The following is a 23,035-nucleotide window of genomic DNA, read 5'->3' as shown; positions in this document are numbered from 1 at the left end:
GCCACCCGCGCCGCCTGCGCCGCCGGCGCCGGAAGTGGCGCCACTTGCCGCGCCGCCACTGCCGCCGCTGCCGGCCATGCTGTCGCCGACCGCTGCATTGCCGTTGCTGGCCGCGCCGTTATTGGTGGCCGCGCCGCCGGTCGAGCCGGACGCGGCGTTGGCGCCAGTGGCTGTGCCGCCGTCACCACCGAACCCTGAAGCGTGGCCGCCAAAGCCATTGCCGCCGTTGCCGCCGCCGCCGTTGCCGCCGGTGCTGTTGCCACTGTGGCTGGCCATGTTGCCGAGGCCGAAGATCGTGTTGCCCGACACGGTGCCGGTCAGTGCCGTGGTATTGGTTGCGCTACTGGTGTTGAACGAATTGCTGAAGGTCGCCGTCGCCGTCGCTCCGTTGTTGGCAGCCGCAGTGCCGTGGCCGGCCGCGCTGGCGGCGCCGCTGCTGTTGTTCTGGCCGGTGCTGTTGTCGTTGTGGTGGGTCGAACTGTCGGCTCGGCTGTCTTGTATGGCGGTCGAATATTCGTTCGCCTGTGGTCCGGCGCCGCTTTGCTCGTTGGTTGCCACAGCGAGCTGCGCGAAAGTGCCGTGGACGGTTGGAGTGCCGGAGGTATTGGTAGGATTGGCGCTGGCAGTTGCGCTGAAGGCGAAGGCGATTGCCACCGCCAGGATAGTACGTTTCATAGAAGCCCCTTTAATAAAAACATGAGTACAAAAAAATTCCAGTGGGTCATTGCGCCCGGCTCACCGGCCAGGTATCGCTTACTCATGCACAGACAATGCCAGCGCGGCGGGGTGGCAGCCATGTCGTTGAATACAAGGGTGAAAACGGCACGTGTGCAGTGCGCAAGGGTTTCAATCGCGGCGCGCTAACCGCAAAACGGCTGCGCTTGTATCGTTGTTGCGACGGCTAAGATGCAAAGCCATCGGTTCGACACCACGAAAAGCCAGCCGCCGCCGGTTGGCTCACAGCGCAGCCAAGGGCGACTTTGCTTGCGCCGCGTTCTGCCTGGTTATGTCGCATTCCTGTGACAGTTGTGTACGCGACGAAATCCTGCCCGGCTTGGCGCGGTCACGCTGGCGATACAGTTGGGTTCAAGTCTGGATGCCGTGCTTGGCCAGCAGGCGGTACAGCGTCATGCGCGAGACGCCGAGGTCGCGCGCAGCATGGGTGATGTTGCGCCCGGCCCGTTCGAGGCTGGCGCCGATCGCGGCGCGCTCGGCGTCGATGCGTGAGGCGTCGAGTCCGGCGCCGCGCTCTTGCGTGCTGCACGGCGCCAGGCCGAGATCGTGCGGCGCGATCAGGCGCCCCTCGCCGAGCACCATTGCGCGCCGGGTGCGGTTGATCAGTTCGCGCACATTGCCTGGCCAGTCGTGTTGGCGGATGGCGCGCAGGGCTTCGGTGCCGAAGCCTTTCAGGTGCGGCGCTTTTTCGGTTGCAAAGGTGTGGAAGAAATGCTGGGCCAGCATGTCGAGGTCGTCCTTGCGCTCGCGTAGCGGCGGCACGTCGATCGGCAACACGTTGAGGCGGTAATACAAGTCTTCGCGAAACATGCCGTCGGCCACCGCCTGCTGCAGGTTGACGTGGGAGGCGGCGATGACACGGACGTCGACGGCGATCGAGCGCGTCGAGCCGATCCGGTAAATGGTTTTTTCTTGCAGGAAGCGCAGCAAGTTCGACTGCAAGTCCTTCGGCAGGTCGGCAATTTCGTCGAGGAATACGGTGCCGCCGGCGGCCGATTCGATCAAGCCCACCTTGTCGCGCGCGGCGCCGGTGAAGGCGCCGCGCGCGTGGCCGAACAGTTCGGACTGGATCAGCGCCGGTGGAATGGCACCGCAGTTGATCGGCACGAACGGCCCTGCGGCGCGTGCCGAATGGGTGTGGATGGCCTGGGCGGTGAGCTCCTTGCCGCTGCCGCTTTCGCCCCAGATCAGCACCGGGGCATCGGATTGCGCTACCTTGCCGATCTGGGCGCGCAGGCGGGCGATGGCGGCGCTGTCGCCGGTCAGCGCCGCCAGGCCGGACGTGGCCGCGCTGGCCGCCGGCTGCGAGCGCAACAATGCCAGGCCGTGGGCGTGGCCCAGCGTATGAAGCAGGCGCTGCCGGTCCACCGGGCGCGTGTGGAAGTCGGCCAGCCAGGTCGCCACCAGGGCGCGGCATGGCTTCGACTCGAGCGCGTCAGGCGCCAGCACACCGATCCATTGCACGTTCCAGTGTTCGCGGAAAAAACGTTCGGTCGCTTCGCAGCCTTCGGTGCCAGGCAGGTCGAGCACCAGCCCGACGGGGTAGTTGCGCGCGCGCAAAGCCCGGCTCGCTTCACGCAGGCTGGCGACGCTGTGGATGTCCCATTCGGCGAGCATGCCGCCGCAATCGTCGGGCGCGCCAAGCGCGCCGGCGACAGCGGCGGCGCTTGGTGAGATGCACAATAATTTTTTCAGTGACATGAGCGGCCTTGGGCGCTGCGGATCATGTTTGATCAAGCGAGAGGAAAAATGGTTCCACCCGGACTATTGATTTACCTACATTGACAAGACTAAACAGGTATGCATGATGGCGTTTTCTGCATGCTGCATAGTGCAACCCCCCTGCGCCGTGCCGCAACAAGTTCAGGCTGGCATTGAAAGCGCTGGTGTTCGCCATCGTGGTAACAGGCGCGGGTGCGTCTACGGCGTCGCGCCGAATCGTCCGGCCTGGTCGTCGGTGATGGCATCGGCGGTCGGTTCGCGCGTGTGTATGACGAACGGGCCATGCGACTCCACCGGCTGGCCGATCGGATAGGCATGGGCGTGGCCCGAACGGCAGGCCGTGATTGTCGGGCCGACAGGTTTGCCGGCCGTGGTGGTTTAGAAATAGGCAAGGGTCGAGCCGATCGAGGTGCGGATCGGGCACCGGACGCTGGGTCAAGGTCGCCGATGTCGTCGCGTTGCGCCAGGTGCAGCCGCCTGATGGTCTTGTCGCTCATGCCGTGATGCTCCATGCAATGGGGATCAGGGTGACAGTATATTAAGAGCTTTAAGTGGCGGCGCGCAGACAGATCGGCCGCTTGCGCATCGTCCTTGAAGCACCCGTAAGAAAGCCGTTTTTTTTTGTAGGTGTGTACCTACGTTGTGTCGATAAAAATGGTGAATACCGGTTACCCGCGACGTTGCCTATGGGCGGCGACAGGCGGGGCGCGGTCCGAGCGTGGGGTAAGAGCTTACAGGCTTTTGTTTGTAGGAAAGGTGTTTTGTCAGCTCGCGAGCGAGACGCCAAAACGGCGTGCTACGATTATTGTCACGCCGCACGGGGACCCGACTTTCGGCTGTGCGCTGTGCCCGCTACGACATGACAACACCATGCAGATTCTTGAACTCACGAAGCCGGACGGCCGCCTTTGTTGCCGGCACAGCTTGCCTTTACACGGTCTGCGGCCGAGCCCGGAGCACGTATGAGCGACTCGACCCTTGATCGCGCGCCGCAGGCTGCGGCCAAGCTGGCGTTGATGCGCCGCTGGTTGCACGACACCGGCGCTGGCGCGTTGCGCCTGCGCGGGATCGACTGGTTTGCCTGGTGCACCGCGGGCGGCTCAAGCGCCGTGCTGCAGGCCTGCGAAACCGGCGTCGCGGAGGTGCTGGTAACGAAGGCCGAGGCATGCATTCTGACGGACGAGACAGTGGCCGACCGGCTGCGCGAAGAAGAGGTGCCTCCCGGTTTTTCGTTCCACGTGACGCCATGGGAAGACTTGGCGTGGCGCGAACGCTTTGTGCTCGAATCGGCCTTTGGTGCGCCAGTGCTGTCGGACCGCCCGCGCGGCGCCGAGCTGGCGCTGCCGGCCAGCGTCCACCATCAGCGGCTGGTGCTGTCAGAGCCCGAACAACAGCGCTACCGCCAATTGGGCGGACAGGCGGCTGAGGCAATCAGCGAGGCGCTGCGCGCCGCGCGGCCGGACTGGACCGAGTATGAACTGGCGGCGGCGGGCGCGCGCGCGCTGTGGCGGCGCGGCATTCATCCCGCGCTGGTACTGGCGGTGGGCAGTGCCAGGCTGGCGCTGTACCGCGAGCCGACGCCGTCGGCGGCAAGGCTTGGCGAGCGCGCCATGCTGGTGCTGCGCGGCCGCCGTCATGGCCTGCATGCCTGCCTGACCCGCTTCGTCAGCTTTGGCAGCGCTGGCCCGGCTTCGGCCTTGCAGGCCGACCTGTTGACAGTCGAGGCGACCGCGCTGGCCGCCTGTGTGCCGGGAAATTCGCTGGCCGCGGTGTACCACGCGCTGCTGCAGGCCTACCGCCACGTTGGGCGGCCCGAAGCAATGCGCGAGCACACTCAGGGCGGCGTGACCGCTTATCTGACGCACGAACTGATGGCCACCGCCAGCACCGCGCTTGCGCTCGAGCCCGGCATGGCGCTGGCGTTCAATCCGGGGTTTGCCGGCATCCAGATCGAAGACACTTTTTTGCTGGGCGAACGCGGGCTGGAAAACCTGACGTGCGATCCGTCCTGGCCGGCCACCACCGTGCAGGGACGAAACCGCCCGCTGTGGCTGGAGGCGGCATGCTGACCCTGGCGACGTTTTTCGGTGGACCGCCCGAGGCACATGCGTCGGCGCCGGGCCGCATCAACCTGCTCGGCGAGCACACCGATTACAACGATGGTTTCATGCTGCCGGTGGCGACGCCCCAGTTGACCGAAGTGGCGATCAGCCCGAGCATCGACGACTGCTTCCACGTGTATTCGGCCACGCTCGACGAGGGCGTCGACTATGCGTTCGATGCCCACCCGCCGCAGGGCTTCGCCAGTTACGTCGACGGCTGCGTCCGGCTGTTGGCGGCCGACGGCGTGGCGGTGCCGCCGCTGCGCGTGTACATCAGCACCGAATTGCCGGTCGGCGCCGGCATGTCGAGCAGCGCCGCGCTCGAGGTCGCCACGTTGCGGGCACTGCGCAGCCTGCTCTCTATCGAACTCGACGACGTTCGCCTTGCGCGCCTGGCGCAGCGTGCCGAGATCGATTACGCCAAGGTGAACTGCGGCATCATGGACCAGATGGCGTCCAGCCTGGCCGACCAGCGCCACATGTTGTTCATCGACGCCCGCAGCCTGGCGCACCGGCTGCTGCCGATGCCGCGTGGCAGCGAGCTGATCGTGATCGATTCGGGCGTGCCGCGCACCTTGGCGGCGAGCGCCTACAATGTGCGCCGCGCCGAATGCGAAGAGGCATCGCGCCTGCTCGGGGTGGCGGCGCTGCGTGACGTCACCGACCCGGCCTCGGTCGAAACGCTGCCGTCACCTTACCGCGAGCGGGCGCGCCACGTGGTGCGCGAGAACCTGCGCGTGCTCGAGGCATCGGCCGGGGTGTCGGCGGCGCGCTTCGGCGCGCTGATGAGCGCCTCGCATGCCAGCCTGCGCGACGACTTTGCGGTGTCGATCCCCGAGCTCGACACGCTGGCCGCCTTCCTCGCCGATACGCCCGGCGTCTACGGCGCGCGCCTGACCGGGGCCGGCTTCGGCGGCGCCTGCGTGGCGCTGTGCCGCGAAGGGTGCGCCGAGGCCGCCGCCGCCGCCGCGGCGGCGCGCTACAACGCCACCGGACGGCAGGGCCGGGTCCTGATCCCGCGCGCGCCGCAGCAAGGCGGCGCGCCATGAGCCAGTTCGGCTACCCGCGCCCGCAGCTGGTGCGCCAGCACTGGACAAGCCTTAACGGCGCGTGGCGATTCATGTACGACGACGAACGCCGCTGCGAATTGCCCGGCTGCGCGGACGGATGGACCCACGAAATCAACGTGCCGTTCGCGCCGGAAACAAAGAACAGCGGCGTCGGCGACACCGGTTTTCACACCTTCTGCTGGTACCAGCGCGACTTTACCGTGTTGTCCGGCGCCGGCCGCACCATATTGCATTTCGGCGCGGTCGACTACCGGGCGCGGGTGTGGGTCAACGCACACCTGGTGGCCGAGCATGAGGGCGGGCACACCCCATTCTCGGCCGACATCACGGACGTGCTGCGCGACGATGGTGCGCAGGTGGTGACGCTGTTCGTCGAAGACGACCCACACGACCTGGCCAAGCCGCGCGGCAAGCAGGACTGGCTGCTCGAGCCGCACTCGCTGTGGTATCCGCGCACCACCGGTATCTGGCAACCGGTCTGGTTCGAGCAGGTGGCGTCCACCTACATCCACACGCTGCGCTGGACACCGGTGTTTGAAACCTACGAGATCGGCTGCGAAATACTGGCCACCGGCGAAATCCACGAAAACCTGTTTGTCGAGGTCAAGATCTGGCACGGCAAGGAGTTACTGGCCGACGATCATTACAAGTTGCTCGGGCACGAGGCGACCCGCAAGATCGCCTTGTCCGACCCCGGCATCGACGACTCGCGCAACGAGCTGCTGTGGAGCCCCGAGCGGCCGACGCTGCTCGAAGCAGAGGTGACGCTGTACCACAACGGCGAAGTGCTCGACCGGGTGACGTCGTACACCGCGATGCGCTCGGTGTCGATCAACCGCGACCGTTTCATGCTCAACGGCCGCGCCTACCCGCTCAGGCTGGTGCTCGACCAGGGTTACTGGCCCGACACGCTGCTGACGGCGCCCTCGGACGTGGCGCTCAAACGCGACGTCGAACTGGCCAAGGCGATGGGCTTCAACGGCGTGCGCAAGCACCAGAAAATCGAAAATCCACGCTACCTGTACTGGGCCGACAAGCTCGGCTTGCTGGTGTGGGAAGAGATGCCGTCGGCTTACCGCTTCAGCCCCAAGGCCATCACCCGCATGGTACGCGAATGGACCGAAGCAATCGAGCGTGACTACAGCCACCCGTGCATCATCGTGTGGGTCCCGTTCAATGAGTCGTGGGGCGTGCCGAACCTGACGCTGACCCAGGCCCACCGCAGCGCGGTCGAGGCGCTGTACCACCTGACGCGCACGCTCGACGCCACCCGCCCGGTGATCGGCAACGACGGCTGGGAAGCGTCGGCCACCGACATCCTCGGCATCCACGATTACGACTGCGATCCGGAGCGGCTCGGCCCGCGCTACGCGGTGACCGACCCGGTGCGCACCTTGTTCGACCAGCGCCGGCCGGGCGGGCGCATCCTGACGCTGGACGGCTTCCCGCATCGCGGCCAGCCGATCGTGCTTACCGAATTCGGCGGCATCGCGTACGACCCGAAAGCGAGCGCCATGCGCACCTGGGGCTATGCGCGCGCCCACACGGCGGACAGCTTCATCGGCCTGTACCGCAGCCTGATGGCGGTGGTCAACAATACCTTGATGTTCAGCGGATTTTGTTACACCCAGTTCGCCGACACGTTCCAGGAATCGAATGGCTTGTTGTGCGCCGATCGCACGCCAAAAGTCCCGCTCGAGCAGATTTCAGCTGCAACCCGCGGCATCCTCTACGAACCGAAAGAGGAGGAGCAGGCAGGGCTGGGCAGCGGATAGCAGCCCTGCGGCGCCGTGGCGCAGGTCCGCGGAAACTGAAGTCGCAGCAGTTGGGGCGCGCATTAGCGAAAGATCGACGCAACCCAAGCTTTGGCGGGAACTTAACTTTGCTTGCGTCCCCGCGCAACGCTAGGGCAACGACCGGTGTGCGCTTGCCTCGCCTTGATCGATAACCTGATTTGGCCCTCAGCGCGACGTCGATCCATCCATCAGGTTGACCCGGTCGCCGCTACGAAAAGTTGGCGTGGAGTCCTGCGTGACGACGCGCGTAGTGCCATCATCCATGCGCAGCGTAACCCTGTACATCTGGTCGCCCCCTGCCGGCGACGAGCCGGTGGCTCCGGCCGTGCCGCTGCTACCCATCGCAGCCGAGCCAGCGCCGGCAGCGCTCGGACGCGGCATCGCTTCGATCGACATGACGACTGCATTCGGCGCCCCGGCCGGCATACCGGCCGCCCCAGGGGACATCCCCGCTGCGCCGGGCGACATCCCCGCTGCGCCGGGCGCCTGCGGTGAACTGCCCATGCTGCCGCTCGATTCGCTACCCATGCTGCCGCCTGACCCGCTGCCCATGCTGCCGCTTGAGTCGCCAGAGCCGCTTGAGCCGCCAGAGCCGCTAGAACCACTCGAACCACTGCCCATGCTACCACCCGAGCCGCTGGAGCCGGTCGAGCCGCTGCTGCCGGTGCCGCTGCCGGTGGCGCCGCCCGATTCATCATAGCCGCCGCGCATGGAACTGCATCCTGCCAGCGTCAATGCCAGCAAGCCCGCCAGTACCACGCTCTGTTTTCTTCGATTCATGATCAACTCCTTAAGTTGTCTGTCTTGCAGTGGGTGTACGTGACGATTCCCTTGCCACGTGGGTGAGAGTGGCAAAGCAAAGGTACGTTCCGGCCTGATCGGCGGCACATGACCCATGTCAAACGAACCCAATTCGCCTCGCTTGATGCGAAGCGAATTGCCTGCTGGTTGATCGCCTTGAAGGCGGCGCATCGACGCGGGCCGGTCGGCTGCGCCGTGCCTTCGCCGCGCTGGTCAGCGGCTGCCCGATCCGCTGCTGGTGGCGGGATTGCCGCTGCTGGTAGGCCCCGTGCTGCTCGACCCGGTTGGGCTCGACGTCGGGTCGCTCGAGGTCGAGCCGCCCGACCCTGAACTGCCCGACGACGAGCTGCCCGACGATGAACTATCCGACCCGGTGCTGCCCGACCCCGAGCTACCCGACGTCGAGGCCGGTGTGCCGCTGCCCATGTTCCGCCAGGGCATGTAGCTGCACGCCGCCAGCGAGAATGTCAGCAGGCCCACCAAAAGCACGCGCTGTTGTGTACGCTTCATAATTAACTCCTCGGTTATTGGATTTACTGTATGGGTGCGTGACGGTGCCGCGTGCCACTTGAGTAAGAGGGGAGATTGGGCGCGACGTTCCAGTGAAGCGGGGTCAGCGTGAGACAGATCAAATTGTCGAGCGATTATGCGGCGTGCGCCGCAGTACCAGGACGCTTATTGCGGCGCGAGCACAGCTTTCGGCCAGGCGGCCCACAGCACGGCAGAAACGACGATGCTGGCGGTAAGGTCGACCAGCCAGTCGGACACAGAGGCGCCGCGGTAGGTAAGGAGGGTTTGTAACAGTTCGTCGCAAGCGCCCATCAGCGACACCGTCAGTACCGATTTAAACGCGCGCTGGCTGGCGTTGCCGCTGCTGCCGGTGTACACCAGAACGGTCAGCATCGCGTAGGCCAGCGAGTGCAGCATCAGGCCGGTGGCGTAATGGCCGATCTCGGCGCGCGCGCCCGGGATCGAGCCAAGTACCAGGATCAGGGCATAGATGAGCAGGGCAGCGCCGTAGCGCAGCTTGCTGAATTTGGAGTCGAAAACGAGCACGTAAAATAGGGCGGGCATGAAACGCGCGGACAGTGAAAATAAAAGCATAGCACGCCGGCCGGCACGGCACCGCCCGCCTTACACGGTTCGGCGCCGAGCTTGGCTTGGATCAAGTTGTCAGATTGTCAGTGCGCAGGCACCGCTGGCGTAATGGGCGCTGAAACAGCTGTGGCAGTCGGCGCAGAACAGGTGGGCCAGTCGGACGTTGCGTTGCCGCAATACGAGGTGGAGTTGTGTGTGGGCGCAATTCGGGCAAGATTCACGGACTGTGCCGAAAGTGGTCAGCGTTACCGGTGCCTGGTCGTCATCGGGGTCGACGACTGTTCGCGCATTGAGTTCAGTCAGGAAAAGGCTGTCATCAGGGCGCCGTTGACGGCGATTCTGCGCAGGATGGGGTGCCCTGGTGTTGCTGGACGGCGTTTCAAAAGCTTGCAGGCTCATTCGATAGACTCCCTTTGCTTCCAGTGGTGGCTTTGATATACATAGATAAACCGGTTGGGCGAACTTCATCATAGTAGAAACTGTGGCAGCGTCAAGCCGTTAAAACTGCTAAATTCGCATGTTTTTGAATAATTTGCCGATGAGCAAAAAAATGCCCGCAGCTTTGTGCGGGCGAACCCAAGATCGGGCCAAGAGAGGTAAACCGGAGCGGCGTGCCGTCGTTGAAAGCGGCACGCCTGGTCTGCGATCACGCATATCGGTTGCATGTATGGCAGGTGGATTAAGTATAGGCAGCCAGTGTGACGCCAGTATGACAATACTCAAGCGTGGCGCAATCGCGCGGAACGTTTTTGCCCAAGAGCCTGTCGAGATTAGGACCGGTGACAAAGAGACGGAGCAAAAAAAAGCCCGCTGGTGAAAGCGGGCTAAAAACTATTTTCTTGGAGGAGAATAGTGGAGACAAGGCAAATGATGCTGCACCACGGCATTTACGTCCAATTGCCATATTAGATATCAGACATATATTTCTTTTATATCTGCTCCGGATTTACCAAGATCGCCACATCGACGTTGCCGCGCGTTGCGTTGGAATACGGGCATACCTCGTGCGCCTTGGCGACCACGGCCTTTGCCGCTGCGCCATCCATGCCCGGAGTAGTCACCGACAGCGTCACCGCCAAGGCAAAACCGCCGGCGCCATTCGGGCCAATGCCGACGGCGCCAGCGACACTGGTCGACTGCGGCACCGGCGTCTTCAGCATACCGCCCACCATTTTCATTGCAGACAGAAAGCAGGCCGCATAACCGGCCGCAAACAACTGTTCGGGGTTGCTGCCTTCGCCGCCGGCGCCGCCGAGTTGTTTTGGGGTCGACAGTGCGACGTCGAGCGCCTGGTCGCTGGAGGTGGCGCGGCCGTCGCGCCCGCCGGTGGCGGTAGCATGTGCGGTGTACAGAATTTGCATGTGGAGTTCCTGAAAGTAATTGACGCGGCAGGAGGACTGCCGATACAAAATATAATAGTCAACAATCTAATTGTGGGCAATTTAATTATTGCTATCGGCCCGATAGGCGTCGGTGCGGATTATTCGCCGCCCTCCATTGCCCGCAACATGTCGTCGCGCACGGCCGACAGTTCCGTCCGCAGGCGGCCGAGCGTGACTGCTTCCTTACCGCTGGCACACAGTAATTGCCGGGGAATTTCGATTGCCAGTTCGCGCAGCGCGCGTCCGGCCACCATCAAGGAGATGCGCACCTGGCGCTCGTCGCGCGGATCGCGCCGGCGTTCGAGCAGGCCATTCGCCTCCAGCCGCTTGAGCAGCGGGGTCAAGGTGCCGGAGTCGAGGAACAGGCGCGCGCCGATGTCCTTGACCAGGATGCCATCCTGTTCCCACAAGACCAGCATCACCAGGTATTGGGGGTAGGTCAGGCCAAGCCGGTTGAGCAGCGGCTTGTAGGTCCTGGTGACCGCGTGCGAAGCCGAATACAGCGCGAAGCAGAACTGGTTGTCGAGCGCCAGCATGTCGGCCGGCGGCGCCTGCTTGTGCGGCATGCTCATTGCTTCACCGGCACCGTGTAATTGAGCGCCAGGCGCCCGCCGTCGGCGTAGATGGTCTGGCCCGTCATATAGGAGGCGTCGTCGCTGGCTAGGAAAGCGGCGATCGCCGCCACTTCTTCCGGTTCGCCGCAGCGGCCCAGCGGGGTGCGCGACAGGATGGTATGGCGCGCTTCCGGGCTGCCGAGTACAGCCTTTTTGGCCAGTTCGGTGAGGATGGTGCCGGGGCCGATGCCGTTGACACGGATGCCATGCGGCGCCAGGTTTAATGCCATTACTTTTGTGAGCTGGTTAACGCCGCCCTTCGACACCACGTACGGCACTTGGTTCGGAATCGCCAGTTCGGAATTAACGCTCGACATGTTAATAATGCTGCCGCTTTGTCGTTTGACCATTTCGCGCGCCGCCGCCTGGCCGCACAGGAACATCGATTTCAGGTTGATGCGCAAGACCCGGTCGAAATCACTTTCGTCCAGGTCGAGGAAGTCGGCGGCATGGGTGACGCCGACGTTGTTGACCAGGATGTCGATGTGGCCGAACGCCTCCAGGGTAGCGGCGATCATGGCGTCGACGTCGGCCTTCTGACTGACGTCGGCGGCGAAAAACCGTGCCGCGCCACCGAGCTGCTGCGCCGCCTGCTCACCCTCGGGCTTGATGTCGACCAGCATCACGCGAGCGCCTTCGGCGACCAGGCGGGCGGCGCAGGCCAGGCCAATGCCCTGGGTCGCGCCAGTCACAATCGCAACTTTGTCCACTAATTTCATAAGCGCTTTCGATGGATTTAGGGAACAGCGAATTTTACCCATTGCGCACCGCGTTGTGGGAGGTTTCGCGCGGCCCGCCTACATCAGGATCGGATTGTCCGGCAATTCGTTGGCGCGCGCGCCGGTCGCCGGGAAGTGCGCCTGCAACAGTGTGTTGACGTGGGCCACCGCGGCGATGGTACTGTCCTGAAATTGCCCGCGCGCGAACCCGGCAGTCATGGTGGCACACACCGCTTGCCAAGTCGTACTGTCGATCTTGCGGTTGACGTTGCGGTCGGCCACGATATCGACCGTGCGTTCGGCCAGGTTGATATAGATGAGCACGCCGCAATTGTCTTCGGTATCCCATACGCCGTGCTCGGCGAACAGTGCCAGCGCGCGCTGGCGATTGCTGACGTCGGCCCAGATGGCGTCGAACGGCATCGATGCCTCGACAATTAATCGGAGCTCGCTGCGATGGGTTTGCTCGCCGGCGGTAATGGCAAGGCCGACCGCGGCCAGCGTTTCCTGGGGGAAGGCGCGGCGGCCGTCGGCCGCACTGGTCTTCCAGTGGCGTAGTGCGCGCGCCAGGCGTTGGGTCACTGTGCTCATCACCAGTTGCCCGAGGCGCCGCCGCCGTCGAAACCGCCACCGCCGCCCGAAAATCCGCCGCCGCCGCCGCCGCCGAAGCCGCCCCCACCACCACGGGCCAGGCTGCCGAGCGCGGTGCCGAGAATAAACCCGGTGGCGCCGCCGCCCCAGCCGCCGCGCGACAGGCGAGAGCGGCGCGGACGGAAGATCGACATCAGCACGAACGCGCCGAACAGCAACAGTGGCACCAGCAAGCCACCGCCGGATGACTGGGCCGCCTGACCTTGCGGCGCTTGCGGAAACTGTTCCTGGTTGAGCAGGGTGGCGATGGCGCCGACCCCGGCCACCAGGCCGTCGTAATACTGGTTCTGCTTGAAATGGGGCGCGATGACGTCTTGCAGGATGCGCTTGGACTGGGCGTCCGTCAGCACGCCCTGGACGCCGCGCCCGGCCTCGATGCGCAGGCGCCGCAGCGCCGCCGGATTATCCTTGGCAACCATCAGCAATACGCCGTCGTCGACGCCTTTGCGGCCCAGTTTCCAGGCGTCGCTGACGCGGATGCTGTACTGCTCGATCTGCTCCGGCTCGGTCGAGTTCACCAGCAGCACGGCGATCTGGCTGCCGGTCTTTGCTTCGTAATCGGTGAGCACGGCCTCGAGCTTGTCGCGCTGGCCCGGCGCGAGCATGCCGGCCTGGTCGATCACGTGGCCGGTCAGCTTCGGCACCGCCGCCAGCTGGGCTTGCGCGGCGCCGGAACAGGCCAGCGCCAGCGCCAGCGCCAGCATAGCCGCCCACAGGAAATGCAACCGGGTAGTCGACTTTAGCATCTTATTTGCCGAAATTGACGGTCGGTGCGGTCGAGATCGCCTTCTCGTTTTCGACCGTAAAGTTAGGCTTGACCTTGTAGCCGAACACCATCGCCGTCAGGTTGTTCGGAAAACTGCGCGCCATCACGTTGTAATCCTGGACCGAGGTGATGTAGCGGTTGCGTGCCACCGTGATGCGGTTCTCGGTGCCTTCCAGCTGGGACTGCAGGTCGCGAAAACCGGCGTCGGCCTTCAAATTCGGATAATTTTCCGTCACCACCAGCAGGCGCGACAGGGCGCTCGACACGTCGCCTTGCAGCTTCTGGAATTTCTCCAGCGCGGCCGGGTCGTTGAGCACCTCGGGCGTGACCTGCATGCTGGTGGCGGCCGCGCGCGCGCGCGTCACCGCTTCGAGGGTATCTTTTTCATGCGAGGCGTAACCCTTGACGGTATTGACCAGGTTCGGAATCAGGTCGGCACGGCGCTGGTACTGGTTGACCACTTCGCTCCAGGCCGCCTTGGTGGCCTCGTCCTTGGTCTGGAACTGGTTGTAACCGCAGCCCGACAGCAGGGCCGCCATGAATGTAGCGGCGAAAATCAGGCGGGTCCAACGTGCAAATGCGTGAATGGTCATGATGCTAATGTCCTGGCAAGTTGTTCAATGGATAAAAATATACCCTAAATGGATCGATCATGCCTGTTCTTGTGGGCGGAGCCGAAGGCGGACACGGTACAATGCCGGGTTCGCAAAAAATGACGAGGTCCATGCCATGAATTTTATCGATAAGCTGTCCGCCGCGTGGGCCACCAATGATTCGCTGTTATGCGTCGGACTCGATCCCGACCTGGCGCGCATGCCGCCGCACTTGCAGCACCAGCCGGACGGCATCGTCACCTTCTGCAAGGCGATCATCGATGCGACGGCGGCCCTGGCGTGCGCGTTCAAGCCGCAGATCGCCTATTTCGCCGCGCTCGGCGCCGAGCCGCAGCTTGAGAAAATCTGCGACTACCTGCGCCAGCACCATCCGCACGTCCCCCTGATCCTCGACGCCAAGCGCGGCGACATCGGCGCCACGGCGCATCAGTATGCGCGCGAAGCGTACGACCGCTACGGCGCCGACGCCGTCACGCTCAGCCCGTACATGGGCTTCGACTCGGTCGAGCCCTATTTCGAATGGAGCGACCGCGGGCAAATCATCCTGTGCCGCACCTCGAACGCCGGCGGCTCCGACCTGCAATTTTTGAACGTCGACGGCAAGCCGCTGTACCAGCACGTCGCCGCCATGGTGGCCGGCAAGTGGAACCGCAACGGCCAATGCGCGCTGGTGGTCGGCGCCACGTTTCCCGACGAACTGGCGCAGGTACGGGCGATCGTTGGCGACATGCCGCTGCTGGTGCCGGGCATCGGCGCGCAAGGCGGCGACATCGAGGCGACCGTCACCTCGGGCAAGAGCGGCGCCGGCGCCGGGATGATGATCAGTTCGTCGCGCGCGATCCTGTATGCGACGCCGGCGGCGGACGAAGATTTTGCCGCGGCGGCGGGGCGGGTCGCGCTGGAAACGCGCGACGCCATTAATTTACATCGTTAATTTTCACAGCTTAACGCTGGACCGCTACTGCCGGGTCGGGGCAATCGCTTCGGCATAGTCGTACAGCGCACCCAATATATCTTCGGCGCGTTCGTCGGCGTCTTCCGACAGCGCATCGATTTCGGCAAACAGCTGCTCGATGGTGCGCGCACCGCCTTTGCCGTCGAACAGTTTAGCCGCGCGGTGCTGCTCCCAATAAGTCGCCTCGGCCTCGCCCAGCGTCTGCGGGAAATTGCGCGCGCGGTAACGGAAGAACAATTCCTCGAGCCGTTCGTCGTCGAACGACGGGCGTACCAAAGCCAGTTTTTCGGGCGTTTCGGCGCGCAGCGAGGCAAGCTTGCGGCGGTCGTTGTTGCCGACGAAGCCGCCGTACAAGTCCTCGTCGACGTCAAACGCTTCGCCGCTGGCCGGGCGGGTATAGACCTCGGCCCAGACCGCCGCCATGTCGGGCCCGCTTGCCGCGGCCTGGGCGAAGGTGCGGCCCTGCTCGAGGTCGATGCCCCAGCGCTCGGCCATGGCCGGACTGAGCGTTTTGAGGTTGGCCACCAGCATCGGCGACTTGTTGACGTGGATGCTCTTGATCGGCAGCCGCGTGACCCCTTCCGGCAAGTCGGCGCTGCGCGTGAACATGCGTTGCCGGATGGTGTCGGCGTCCAGGCCGAACAACTCGGCCGGGTCATGGCTGCAGTCCCAGACCAGCACTTCGTTCTTGTTGGTCGGGTGAAAGGCCAGCGGCCACATCAGCGCCAGGCAGCCGCGCTCGGTCGGGAACATGCCCGACACGTGCAGGAACGGCGCGCGGCTGGCGGGCGCCAGGTGCAGCCCCATCTCGGTCGACACTTTGTCCTTCTTGTGCAGGCCGAGGCAGAAATCGAACAGCTTCGGCTGGCGATCGCGGATCAGCTTGGCCAGTGCGATAGTGGCGCGCACGTCCGACAGCGCGTCGTGCGCCGTTTCGTGCAGCAAGCCGTTGGCGCGCGCCAGATCTTCCAGCCGAAAGCTCGGCTTGCCGTCTTCGCGTATCGGCCATTCGATGCCTTCCGGGCGCAGCGCGTACGTCATGCGCACGACGTCCAATAAATCCCAACGGCCGCAATTGTTTTGCCACTCGCGCGCGTACGGATCGATCAGGTTGCGCCAGAACAGGTAGCGAGTGACCTCGTCGTCGAAGCGGATGGTGTTGTAGCCGACGCCGATCGTGCCGGGCTGGCTGAACGCCGCTTCAATGGTGGCGGCGAACTGGTGCTCGGCCACGCCCCATTCAAGGCATTGCTGCGGCGTGATGCCGGTGATCAGGCAGGACTGCGGATCAGGCAGGAAATCGGGCGCCGGTTGGCAGTACAGCATGATCGGGTCGCCGATCTCGTTGAGGCTGGCGTCGGTACGGATCGCGGCGAACTGGGCCGGGCGGTCGCGCCGCGGCACCGCGCCGAAAGTTTCGTAGTCGTGCCAGAGAAATGTGTGGGTCGTCATGGTTGCTCAGGTGAATGGAGGAGGGCGCGGCTTCGCGCCTTTCAATAAGATGGTGTCACAAAAGCCGCGCGGGCGGGAGCGCGGCCGCAGTGGTTCGGCTGTTTTGCTGCTCTTCGGTTGGTGCGGTTCTTGCTAAAGTGAAATCCGGTCGCGGCCGGCCTGCTTGGCGCGGTAGAGGGCAGCGTCGGCCGCTGCCAGCAGTTGCAGTTCGTCCATCGCAACCTCAAGGGTGGCAACGCCGAACGAACCGGTCAGGTGCGGCATCGGCAGGCGCATGTCGCCGAAGATGACGACTTGCCGCAGCCGCAGGCAGAGCCGCTCGGCCACCAGCGTCGCCAGCTTGTCGCTCGTTTCCGGTAGCAGCACCACCATTTCCTCGCCGCCGTAGCGCACCGCGAAGTCGGACGGGCGCAGGGCGGCGTTGATGATTGCCGCCGCCCTGCGCAAGGCGTCGTCGCCGGCCAGGTGGCCGTGGGTGTCGTTGAAACGCTTGAAATGGTCGAGGTCGATCATCACCACCGACAGTGGACCGCCGGTGCGCCGGGCGGTCGCCACCAGCTTGGGCAGCATGTCGTCAAGCCAGGCGCGGTTGTAGAGCCCGGTCAGGCCGTCGTTCATCGACAGCTGGCGGTAGAATTCGCCCAGCTTCTGGCGCCGCCGCAGCAGCGCGCTGGCGGCGCGGATGCGAAACGACAGCAGCCGCAGCAGGTTGCGCGCGACGCCGTTCGACTGGTCGATCAACTGCCATACCAGGTCGGCTTCGATCAGCAGCAATTCGGTGACGTCAAGCGCGCTGATGTCGGCCAGGTTGGTCGCTTCGTCGAGCACCGACTGTTCGCCGACGCTCTCGCCGGGCAGGATCTTGTTGACGGTGCCGTCGGTGCCAGCCTCGGCCAGCGCGCCGGAGAGCACGATGTACAGCCGCGCGCGGAAGCTGTCGGCCAGCCGCTTGCCTTTCGCCAGCCGGCAGACGACGCAGTCGGCCAGCGCGGCGGCCAGCTGCGCTTCATCCGCATCGCGAAACAATTGCATGTCGCGAAGGCTGTAGCTTGAGGCGCCGAAGCTGCCAATGTGTTCCAAATGAGGCTTTCAAATCAAGGATTAAATATAATTCTAATAAGCAATAACATAATAACGCATCGCCACCGCGATCAAGAGGCTGGCGCGCGATAAACAACAGTGTTCCAATAGCGGTTTCTTTGGCACTCACCCGTCTGGAACACACCATGGTCATGCACGATGCCGTTGGCGTCCATCACGCTCCCGAGCCGCACGCCCGCATCATCTCGCTGGTGCCGTCGATTACCGAACTGCTGTGCGAACTGGGGCTGGCCGAGCAACTGGTCGGGCGCACCGGTTTCTGCATCCATCCGGCGCCGCTGGTGGCGGCAATTGCCAAGGTGGGCGGCACCAAGGACGTCAACGTTGAGAAAATCCGGCAACTGGCGCCGACCCACCTGGTGGTCAACATCGACGAAAACGAAAAGCCGACCGTCGCGGCACTGGCCGAATTCATCCCGCACATTGTCGTTACCCATCCGCTGGCCCCGCGCGACAACCTCGCGCTGGCGCGCCTGATGGGCGCCGTGTTCTGCGCCGACGCCAGGGCGGCGGCGTGGTGCGAACAGTTCGAAGCGCACTACGCGGCGCTGCGCGCGGCGCCGAAAGGCCCGCCGCAAACGATGCTGTACTGCATTTGGCAGGACCCGTGGATGAGTGTGTCGCAAGACACCTATATTGCCCGCATGATGGCCGAGATCGGCTGGAACGTGCCGCGGCTTGACGATCCCGCCCGTTATCCGCGCTTCGACTGGAACCTCGAGCTCATCGAAGGCATCGACGGCGTGCTGCTGTCGACCGAACCGTACCGCTTCACGGACGCCCACGCCGCCGCGCTGGAAACACAGATTGGCAAGCCGGTCCGCCTGGTCGATGGCGAAATGATGTCATGGTATGGCAGCCGTTCGCTGGCGGGCCTCGCCTACCTGGGTCAGCTTGCCAAGGGAAACATGTCGCGTTCACCGTGACCACCCCGCGCGGCTCTTACCACGTGAAAACGGCGGCCTTGCGGGCCGCCGTTTTCAACGCATTCTGGCTGGTTTCAGCTTGATTTTTCGTTGATTTCGTCCGTGACGTCCGTCACGTCGGCGATGGTCGGCGACTTGTGCATGTGCTTGTCGTGCAGGCGGCCGAGGGCGCTGTCCACCGCGCGCTTGAGCTTGTCAGCTGCGCCGCTAATGGCCTGGTGCAGGTTGATCGAATGTTCGGTGACGGCGATCGGCTGGTAGCCGGTGACACGTGCTTCGAGCATGCAGCGGTTGCCGCCGTCGGCAGATTTCTGGCTGTTTTCGTCACTGAGGTGCACTTCAACGCGGGTAATGTGGTCGCGGAATCGGCTTACAGCGGCCTGGACTACGGTTTCGACGTGGTCGTCGAGGCCTTGATGGCGTTCAATGGTCTTGTCGGTATTAATGTTGATTTGCATAAGTCACTCCTTGGTTGTTCATCAAATGCGGGCCCCAACCATGGGCTTGCAAATCGATATTACACCTTTCGGCGCAGTGCCCACGCCCGGCTCGATTGCAGCACCTCAAGTACCTACTTGATCAGTCCGGCAGCGATGTTAATCGACAGGCCGAGGATGATCAGGTTGAAAAAAAAGTTTAGCACCGAGTGCCCGAGCACCAGCTTGCGCATCGCGCGCGTCATGACGCTGACATCCGATGTCTGCACCGCGACCGAGATGGTGAACGAAAAATACAGGAAGTCCCAGTAATTGGGTTCCTTCTCGTCGTTGGGAAACTTGAGCGGCAGTGTCTTCGAAGCATTGCGGTAGTACATGTGGGCATAATGGAAGCAGAACAGTACGCCGACCAGCAGCCATGAGCCGAACAAGGTCAACACGGTCAGCGCGTAGCGTCCGGCGCGCTCGGCGCCCTTGGCTTCGGCCAGTGCGGCGAGCTCGGAGAAAATCGCCGACAAGCTAAAGAGCGCCGCGACCAGCAGCACGGCCAGCACCAGCCCGGCGTTTTCATCCTGCTTGTCGGCGACGTCGCGCACCTTGCGGTGATCGGCGCGCTTGATGACCCACATCATCCCGATCAGGTAGGACCACACAGCGGCGTTCCACGCGATCAGTGCGCGCGTCATCATTTCCTGGTTGCCCGGGTTGAACGACGCCACCAGCGCGCCGAAGGCGATCGCCATCGACAAATGGGGACGGTTGGTAAAAAATGTGTGCAGGAAAAACTTTTTCAAGTGGTGCCTTTACATGGATGGGGCGGATGCCTGGCAGCCCATTATTCCACATCATCATTTGTTCGGATGTATGATTTGCTTGAGTACACCATTTGCTCGGATACCGCATCGCGGCTGCTCGTTTGAAACCCCAGCGCCAGGTAGAGGCGGCGCGCCTTCGGATTGCTATGGTGAACCGACAACGTCAACAGCAAGCCGAGTTGCGTTGCGCAGCCTTGCAAGGCGCGCAGGATGTGACTGCCCACGCCCTGTCCGCGTGCCTCGGACAGCAGTGCGATATCGACCAGCCGCAACGCTTGTTCTCTGGCGTCGACGACAATGCGCCCGCACGGCGCGCCGTTGCGTTCGAGTACCAGGTAGCCGGCGCCGGGAAAGTCAATGCGGTAGCCGGCCGCCTGGAAACGCTGCTGCATGGCGATCAGCGAGGCGACAAAGGCCGGATCGGCCGTCGTCGACTGCAGGTCGAGGCGGGTCGAGAAATACAGGCGGGCGAGGAAGTCGGTATCGCCGCCATCGACTGCGCGCGCCCGTAGCGGGAGCAGCAGATCAGGCAGGCAGGCGAGCGGGGTGGGCAGCATGGGAAGTCAGGTCAATAGTCGTAATAAAAGTGCGGATGGTCCGCACTTTTATTCAAGGCCGGAACACCTTATTGGCGCGAGGGGAAAATGCCATTCACGCAGATTATATAGTTCACGCCGGTGTATGGCTGCATCAGCGACGTCTGGCCGCTGACGCTGACCGGCATGCTGACCGGTTGGCCGCTGCCGTTGTTGTCGACCGCGACGGTGCCGCCGGTGATGCCGCCGGCGGTGCCGGTGGAGCTTGCAGTTGCTGAACCGAGAGCGACGCTGGCAGTAGGCGGCACGCTGACCTTCGGCGCCGGAAGTGGCGGCGGACACGCCGCCGCCGACCGCGACCCTGGGCTTGAGCGACAGCGCTTAAACTGGGCGATACGGCGCTGCTGACAATCACGTTCTACGAGGCGGTGACCGGCTTTACCAACGCCGACCTGACGCTGGCCAACGGCACGCTCGGCGCGCCCGCTCTCGGGCAACGACGTGATCGTCGGTAACGACGGCACCGACACCCTGGTCTACAGCGGCAAGCTGATCGGCTATCGCTTTTTGCTGGGCCGGGATGGGTGGATGCGGGTCGAGGACAAGGCCAATGGCGACATGGATATCATCAGCGAGGTCGAGAAAGGCGAGTTCAGCGACGGCACCATCGGCCAGTCCTTCACCCAGGCCGATCCGAAACTTCTACAGGGCGTCGCACTGATGTACCAGGTGGTGCTGGACCGGGTGGCGGATGCGGACGGACTGGCCTTCTGGCCCGGTTCGCGCGACAGCAGCATGCAAATTGCACGGCAAACATGCGCGCCCGGACACCTCTACTTCTTCACGAAGCGCAGCGCGAACTTGTCATCCGGCTTGCCTTCCATCTTGAAGAACGGCTGCTCGCGCGGGTCGGCGGCAACGTGCAGGTAGTCGCTCCTGGCATCTAACGTGAAGCCGGCTTTCGTCAATTCCGCGATCACCGCCGCTTCGTCGATGCGGTGCAGGGTATTGGTGGCGGACAGGCCGCTGCCTGCCTTGGCCGCATTGTCGATCAGCACCAGCACGCCGGCCGGCTTCAGGGCGTCGTACAGGCGCTTGTTCATCGCCGCCCGGTCGGTCGGCGTGTTGACGATGTCGTGGTAGTTCATGTTGATCGTCACCAGGTCGAGCGGCGGGGCGCCGGCCGGGACCGGATTGTCGAACGGTGCGGTCAAAGGGTGCAGGTTGGCCATTGGCGCCGCGGCCAGGCGGGCGTCGAGCTTGGGCGAAGCCTTGGCGTTGTGCGCCCACACTTCGCCGCCCGGCCCGACGGCGGCCGCCAGCAAGGTCGACGTCGCGCCGCCGCCGGCCGACACGTCGAGCACCTTCATGCCGGGGCGCACCTTGGCGAAAGCGAGGAACTCGGCTGGCTTGCGCTTGGCGTCGCCCTTGCGGTCGTCGGCGGTGCGGGCCGGGTTGGTGATGGCGGCTTTGTATTGCGCATTGCCAGCGGTGTCGGGCGCGCCAAAGGCAGGGCCGGCCAGGGCGATGGCGGCCAGCGCCAGCAGGGTGCGCGAGACGTGGCGAGTGACATGGCCGGCGAGGTGAGGTGAAAGGCGGTTCTGCGATTGCATGTCGAGTTCCTTGGATGAGGTTGGGAGCGCCAGGGGTGGCAGGTTCGCCCGCGCAGCGCATAAACTACCTCAAAACCGCCGCCCGCGGAGTATGTTACGGCTGGGCCAGGTCCGCCTCGGTCGTAAACGCGTCGGCGAAGAACTCGTCGGCCGGCAGCTTGCATTTCTGGACGTAGTCGCGGCGTGCCGAATCGACGACGACCGGCGCCCCGCAGGCATACACCTGGTAGCCGGACAGGTCCGGCAAGTCATGCATCACGGCGGCGTGGACGAAGCCGGTGCGCCCGCTCCAGTGGTCTTCCGGCAGCGCATGCGAGACCACCGGCACGTAGCGAAAGTTCGGCACGATGGCGGCCCATTGCTCGCACAGTTCGTTCATGTACAGGTCGAGCGGGCGGCGTCCGCCCCAGTACAGCGTGACGGGGCGCTTCGATTTCAGGTGCAGCAAGTGTTCGACCAGCGCCTTGACGGGCGCAAAGCCGGTGCCGGACGCCAGCAGCACGATCGGCTTAACCGAATCCTCGCGCAGGAAAAACGTGCCAAGCGGACCTTCGAAGCGCAAAATATCGCGCTCTTTCATGGTGTTGAACACGTGCTCGGTGAACGTGCCGCCGGCCATGTAGCGGATGTGTACCTGCAACGGCGCGTCGAGCGTGCTTGGCGCGTTGGCCATGCTGTAGCTGCGCCGCTTGCCGTCCTTGAGCATGAATTCGATGTACTGGCCGGCGCGGTAGGCCAGTGCTTCGTTGGCCGGCAGTTGCAGGCTCATGACGATGACGTCCGGCGCCACCTTGTCGAGCTTGGCCACGCGCGCCGGCATCTTGCGGATCGGATAGTCGCTGCTGCCGGCCACTTCGCGCGCCTCGATGACCAGGTCGGCGGTGGTGGTGGCACAGCAAAACAGCGAAAACCCGGCGCCCGCTTCGTCTTCGGACAGCGCGCGCTGCTGGTGCGCCTTGTGCTCGACGGAACCGGCGACGATCTTGCCCTTGCACGAACCGCAGGCGCCATTCTTGCAGCCGTACGGCAGGCCGATGCCGGCGCGCAGTGCCGCGCCCAGCACGGTTTCGCCCGCTTCGCAGTCGAATTGGTGGCCGCTTGGCTGTACAGTGATCTGGAAAGTCATACAA

At 64.1% G+C, this 23,035-nt stretch carries 26 protein-coding genes and 1 pseudogene; 7 read left to right on the top strand and 20 right to left on the bottom strand.

What is annotated here, in order from left to right; translation table 11 throughout:
* A pseudogene (locus CR103_RS16635) lies at positions 1 to 675 on the bottom strand (hypothetical protein); the annotation flags it as partial.
* 411 nt (positions 676 to 1,086) lie between these two features.
* On the bottom strand, positions 1,087 to 2,436 hold the full coding sequence (locus CR103_RS16630; RefSeq protein ID WP_099917062.1) for a sigma-54 dependent transcriptional regulator: 1,350 nt from the start codon (positions 2,434 to 2,436) through the stop codon (positions 1,087 to 1,089).
* Between the two features lie 983 nt (positions 2,437 to 3,419).
* On the opposite strand from CR103_RS16630, the gene CR103_RS16620 reads away from it, so the two are divergent.
* The 3 genes from CR103_RS16620 to CR103_RS16610 are packed head-to-tail and all read left to right on the top strand — an operon-like array spanning position 3,420 to position 7,404.
* Complete coding sequence (locus CR103_RS16620) at positions 3,420 to 4,526, top strand: M24 family metallopeptidase (protein WP_099917061.1); 1,107 nt, start codon at positions 3,420 to 3,422, stop codon at positions 4,524 to 4,526.
* The gene (gene galK, locus CR103_RS16615) at positions 4,520 to 5,608 is read left to right on the top strand and encodes a galactokinase (protein WP_099917060.1); all 1,089 of its coding nucleotides are present in this window, start codon (positions 4,520 to 4,522) and stop codon (positions 5,606 to 5,608) included. Before CR103_RS16620 ends, galK begins: the two co-directional genes overlap by 7 nt.
* The gene (locus CR103_RS16610; protein ID WP_099917059.1) at positions 5,605 to 7,404 is read left to right on the top strand and encodes a glycoside hydrolase family 2 TIM barrel-domain containing protein; all 1,800 of its coding nucleotides are present in this window, start codon (positions 5,605 to 5,607) and stop codon (positions 7,402 to 7,404) included. The genes galK and CR103_RS16610 overlap by 4 nt, the downstream gene beginning before the upstream one ends.
* 186 nt (positions 7,405 to 7,590) lie before the next feature.
* Here the strand turns inward: CR103_RS16610 and CR103_RS22190 are convergent, their stop codons facing one another.
* From CR103_RS22190 to CR103_RS16560, 10 genes are all read right to left on the bottom strand, one after another.
* Positions 7,591 to 8,205, bottom strand: a complete 615-nt coding sequence (locus CR103_RS22190) for a hypothetical protein (RefSeq protein WP_143752654.1) — start codon at positions 8,203 to 8,205, stop codon at positions 7,591 to 7,593.
* Positions 8,206 to 8,439: 234 nt separating this feature from the next.
* Positions 8,440 to 8,736: a hypothetical protein gene (locus tag CR103_RS23035; protein WP_188827401.1), complete on the bottom strand. Its 297-nt coding sequence runs from the start codon at positions 8,734 to 8,736 to the stop codon at positions 8,440 to 8,442.
* 165 nt (positions 8,737 to 8,901) lie between these two features.
* Entirely contained in the window at positions 8,902 to 9,300 is a 399-nt protein-coding gene (locus tag CR103_RS16595) for a VanZ family protein (protein WP_099917056.1), read from the bottom strand.
* 99 nt (positions 9,301 to 9,399) lie between these two features.
* Positions 9,400 to 9,723 (bottom strand): hypothetical protein, encoded by a 324-nt coding sequence (locus tag CR103_RS22185; protein ID WP_143752653.1) that lies wholly within the window; start codon positions 9,721 to 9,723, stop codon positions 9,400 to 9,402.
* 530 nt (positions 9,724 to 10,253) lie between these two features.
* Complete coding sequence (locus CR103_RS16585) at positions 10,254 to 10,685, bottom strand: organic hydroperoxide resistance protein (protein ID WP_099917054.1); 432 nt, start codon at positions 10,683 to 10,685, stop codon at positions 10,254 to 10,256.
* Between the two features lie 119 nt (positions 10,686 to 10,804).
* The gene (locus CR103_RS16580; RefSeq protein WP_370659455.1) at positions 10,805 to 11,278 is read right to left on the bottom strand and encodes a MarR family winged helix-turn-helix transcriptional regulator; all 474 of its coding nucleotides are present in this window, start codon (positions 11,276 to 11,278) and stop codon (positions 10,805 to 10,807) included.
* On the bottom strand, positions 11,275 to 12,039 hold the full coding sequence (locus tag CR103_RS16575; protein ID WP_099917053.1) for an SDR family NAD(P)-dependent oxidoreductase: 765 nt from the start codon (positions 12,037 to 12,039) through the stop codon (positions 11,275 to 11,277). Before CR103_RS16575 ends, CR103_RS16580 begins: the two co-directional genes overlap by 4 nt.
* 78 nt (positions 12,040 to 12,117) lie before the next feature.
* Positions 12,118 to 12,630, bottom strand: a complete 513-nt coding sequence (locus CR103_RS16570) for a TPM domain-containing protein (protein WP_099917052.1) — start codon at positions 12,628 to 12,630, stop codon at positions 12,118 to 12,120.
* The gene (locus tag CR103_RS16565) at positions 12,630 to 13,436 is read right to left on the bottom strand and encodes a TPM domain-containing protein (protein ID WP_370659454.1); all 807 of its coding nucleotides are present in this window, start codon (positions 13,434 to 13,436) and stop codon (positions 12,630 to 12,632) included. The genes CR103_RS16570 and CR103_RS16565 overlap by 1 nt, the downstream gene beginning before the upstream one ends.
* A 1-nt stretch (position 13,437) precedes the next feature.
* Positions 13,438 to 13,995, bottom strand: a complete 558-nt coding sequence (locus CR103_RS16560; protein WP_229443282.1) for a LemA family protein — start codon at positions 13,993 to 13,995, stop codon at positions 13,438 to 13,440.
* 190 nt (positions 13,996 to 14,185) lie between these two features.
* Here CR103_RS16560 and pyrF point away from each other — a divergent pair, with 190 nt between their 5' ends.
* Positions 14,186 to 15,004 carry an orotidine-5'-phosphate decarboxylase gene (pyrF, locus tag CR103_RS16555; RefSeq protein WP_099917049.1) on the top strand — a complete coding sequence of 273 codons (819 nt, stop codon included), beginning with the start codon at positions 14,186 to 14,188 and terminating at the stop codon, positions 15,002 to 15,004.
* A 24-nt stretch (positions 15,005 to 15,028) separates the two neighbouring features.
* Here the strand turns inward: pyrF and sbcB are convergent, their stop codons facing one another.
* Positions 15,029 to 16,477, bottom strand: a complete 1,449-nt coding sequence (sbcB, locus tag CR103_RS16550; protein ID WP_099917048.1) for an exodeoxyribonuclease I — start codon at positions 16,475 to 16,477, stop codon at positions 15,029 to 15,031.
* Positions 16,478 to 16,609: 132 nt separating this feature from the next.
* Positions 16,610 to 17,557 carry a GGDEF domain-containing protein gene (locus CR103_RS16545; RefSeq protein WP_099917047.1) on the bottom strand — a complete coding sequence of 316 codons (948 nt, stop codon included), beginning with the start codon at positions 17,555 to 17,557 and terminating at the stop codon, positions 16,610 to 16,612.
* A gap of 146 nt (positions 17,558 to 17,703) precedes the next feature.
* Here CR103_RS16545 and CR103_RS16540 point away from each other — a divergent pair, with 146 nt between their 5' ends.
* The gene (locus CR103_RS16540) at positions 17,704 to 18,504 is read left to right on the top strand and encodes a helical backbone metal receptor (RefSeq protein WP_099917046.1); all 801 of its coding nucleotides are present in this window, start codon (positions 17,704 to 17,706) and stop codon (positions 18,502 to 18,504) included.
* A 74-nt stretch (positions 18,505 to 18,578) separates the two neighbouring features.
* On the opposite strand, the gene CR103_RS16535 is transcribed toward CR103_RS16540, so the two are convergent.
* The 4 genes from CR103_RS16535 to CR103_RS16520 all read right to left on the bottom strand — a co-directional run bounded on the left by CR103_RS16535 (position 18,579) and on the right by CR103_RS16520 (position 20,600).
* Positions 18,579 to 18,962 carry an HPF/RaiA family ribosome-associated protein gene (locus tag CR103_RS16535; RefSeq protein WP_099917045.1) on the bottom strand — a complete coding sequence of 128 codons (384 nt, stop codon included), beginning with the start codon at positions 18,960 to 18,962 and terminating at the stop codon, positions 18,579 to 18,581.
* 113 nt (positions 18,963 to 19,075) lie between these two features.
* Entirely contained in the window at positions 19,076 to 19,735 is a 660-nt protein-coding gene (locus tag CR103_RS16530; RefSeq protein ID WP_229443272.1) for a DUF1345 domain-containing protein, read from the bottom strand.
* A gap of 41 nt (positions 19,736 to 19,776) precedes the next feature.
* On the bottom strand, positions 19,777 to 20,313 hold the full coding sequence (locus CR103_RS16525) for a GNAT family N-acetyltransferase (protein ID WP_099917044.1): 537 nt from the start codon (positions 20,311 to 20,313) through the stop codon (positions 19,777 to 19,779).
* Positions 20,314 to 20,381: 68 nt separating this feature from the next.
* Positions 20,382 to 20,600 (bottom strand): hypothetical protein, encoded by a 219-nt coding sequence (locus CR103_RS16520; RefSeq protein WP_099917043.1) that lies wholly within the window; start codon positions 20,598 to 20,600, stop codon positions 20,382 to 20,384.
* Positions 20,601 to 20,678: 78 nt separating this feature from the next.
* On the opposite strand from CR103_RS16520, the gene CR103_RS24195 reads away from it, so the two are divergent.
* Together CR103_RS24195 and CR103_RS22180 are read left to right on the top strand one after the other, a co-directional pair.
* The gene (locus tag CR103_RS24195) at positions 20,679 to 20,807 is read left to right on the top strand and encodes an Ig-like domain-containing protein (RefSeq protein ID WP_370659456.1); all 129 of its coding nucleotides are present in this window, start codon (positions 20,679 to 20,681) and stop codon (positions 20,805 to 20,807) included.
* On the top strand, positions 20,794 to 21,222 hold the full coding sequence (locus CR103_RS22180) for a hypothetical protein (RefSeq protein ID WP_143752652.1): 429 nt from the start codon (positions 20,794 to 20,796) through the stop codon (positions 21,220 to 21,222). Before CR103_RS24195 ends, CR103_RS22180 begins: the two co-directional genes overlap by 14 nt.
* On the opposite strand, the gene CR103_RS16515 is transcribed toward CR103_RS22180, so the two are convergent.
* Together CR103_RS16515 and CR103_RS16510 are read right to left on the bottom strand one after the other, a co-directional pair.
* Positions 21,126 to 21,905: a class I SAM-dependent methyltransferase gene (locus CR103_RS16515; protein ID WP_099917042.1), complete on the bottom strand. Its 780-nt coding sequence runs from the start codon at positions 21,903 to 21,905 to the stop codon at positions 21,126 to 21,128. The genes CR103_RS22180 and CR103_RS16515 overlap by 97 nt on opposite strands.
* Before the next feature lie 94 nt (positions 21,906 to 21,999).
* A complete protein-coding gene (locus CR103_RS16510; RefSeq protein ID WP_099917041.1) occupies positions 22,000 to 23,031 on the bottom strand; it encodes a CDP-6-deoxy-delta-3,4-glucoseen reductase in 1,032 nt (343 codons plus the stop codon).
* Positions 23,032 to 23,035: the final 4 nt, after the last annotated feature.

The organism is Massilia psychrophila (assembly GCF_002760665.1).
Lineage (GTDB): Bacteria > Pseudomonadota > Gammaproteobacteria > Burkholderiales > Burkholderiaceae_D > JAFCUW01.
The sequence above is the reverse complement of the archived record's forward strand: the minus strand, read 5'-3'. Positions and strand labels throughout refer to the sequence as shown.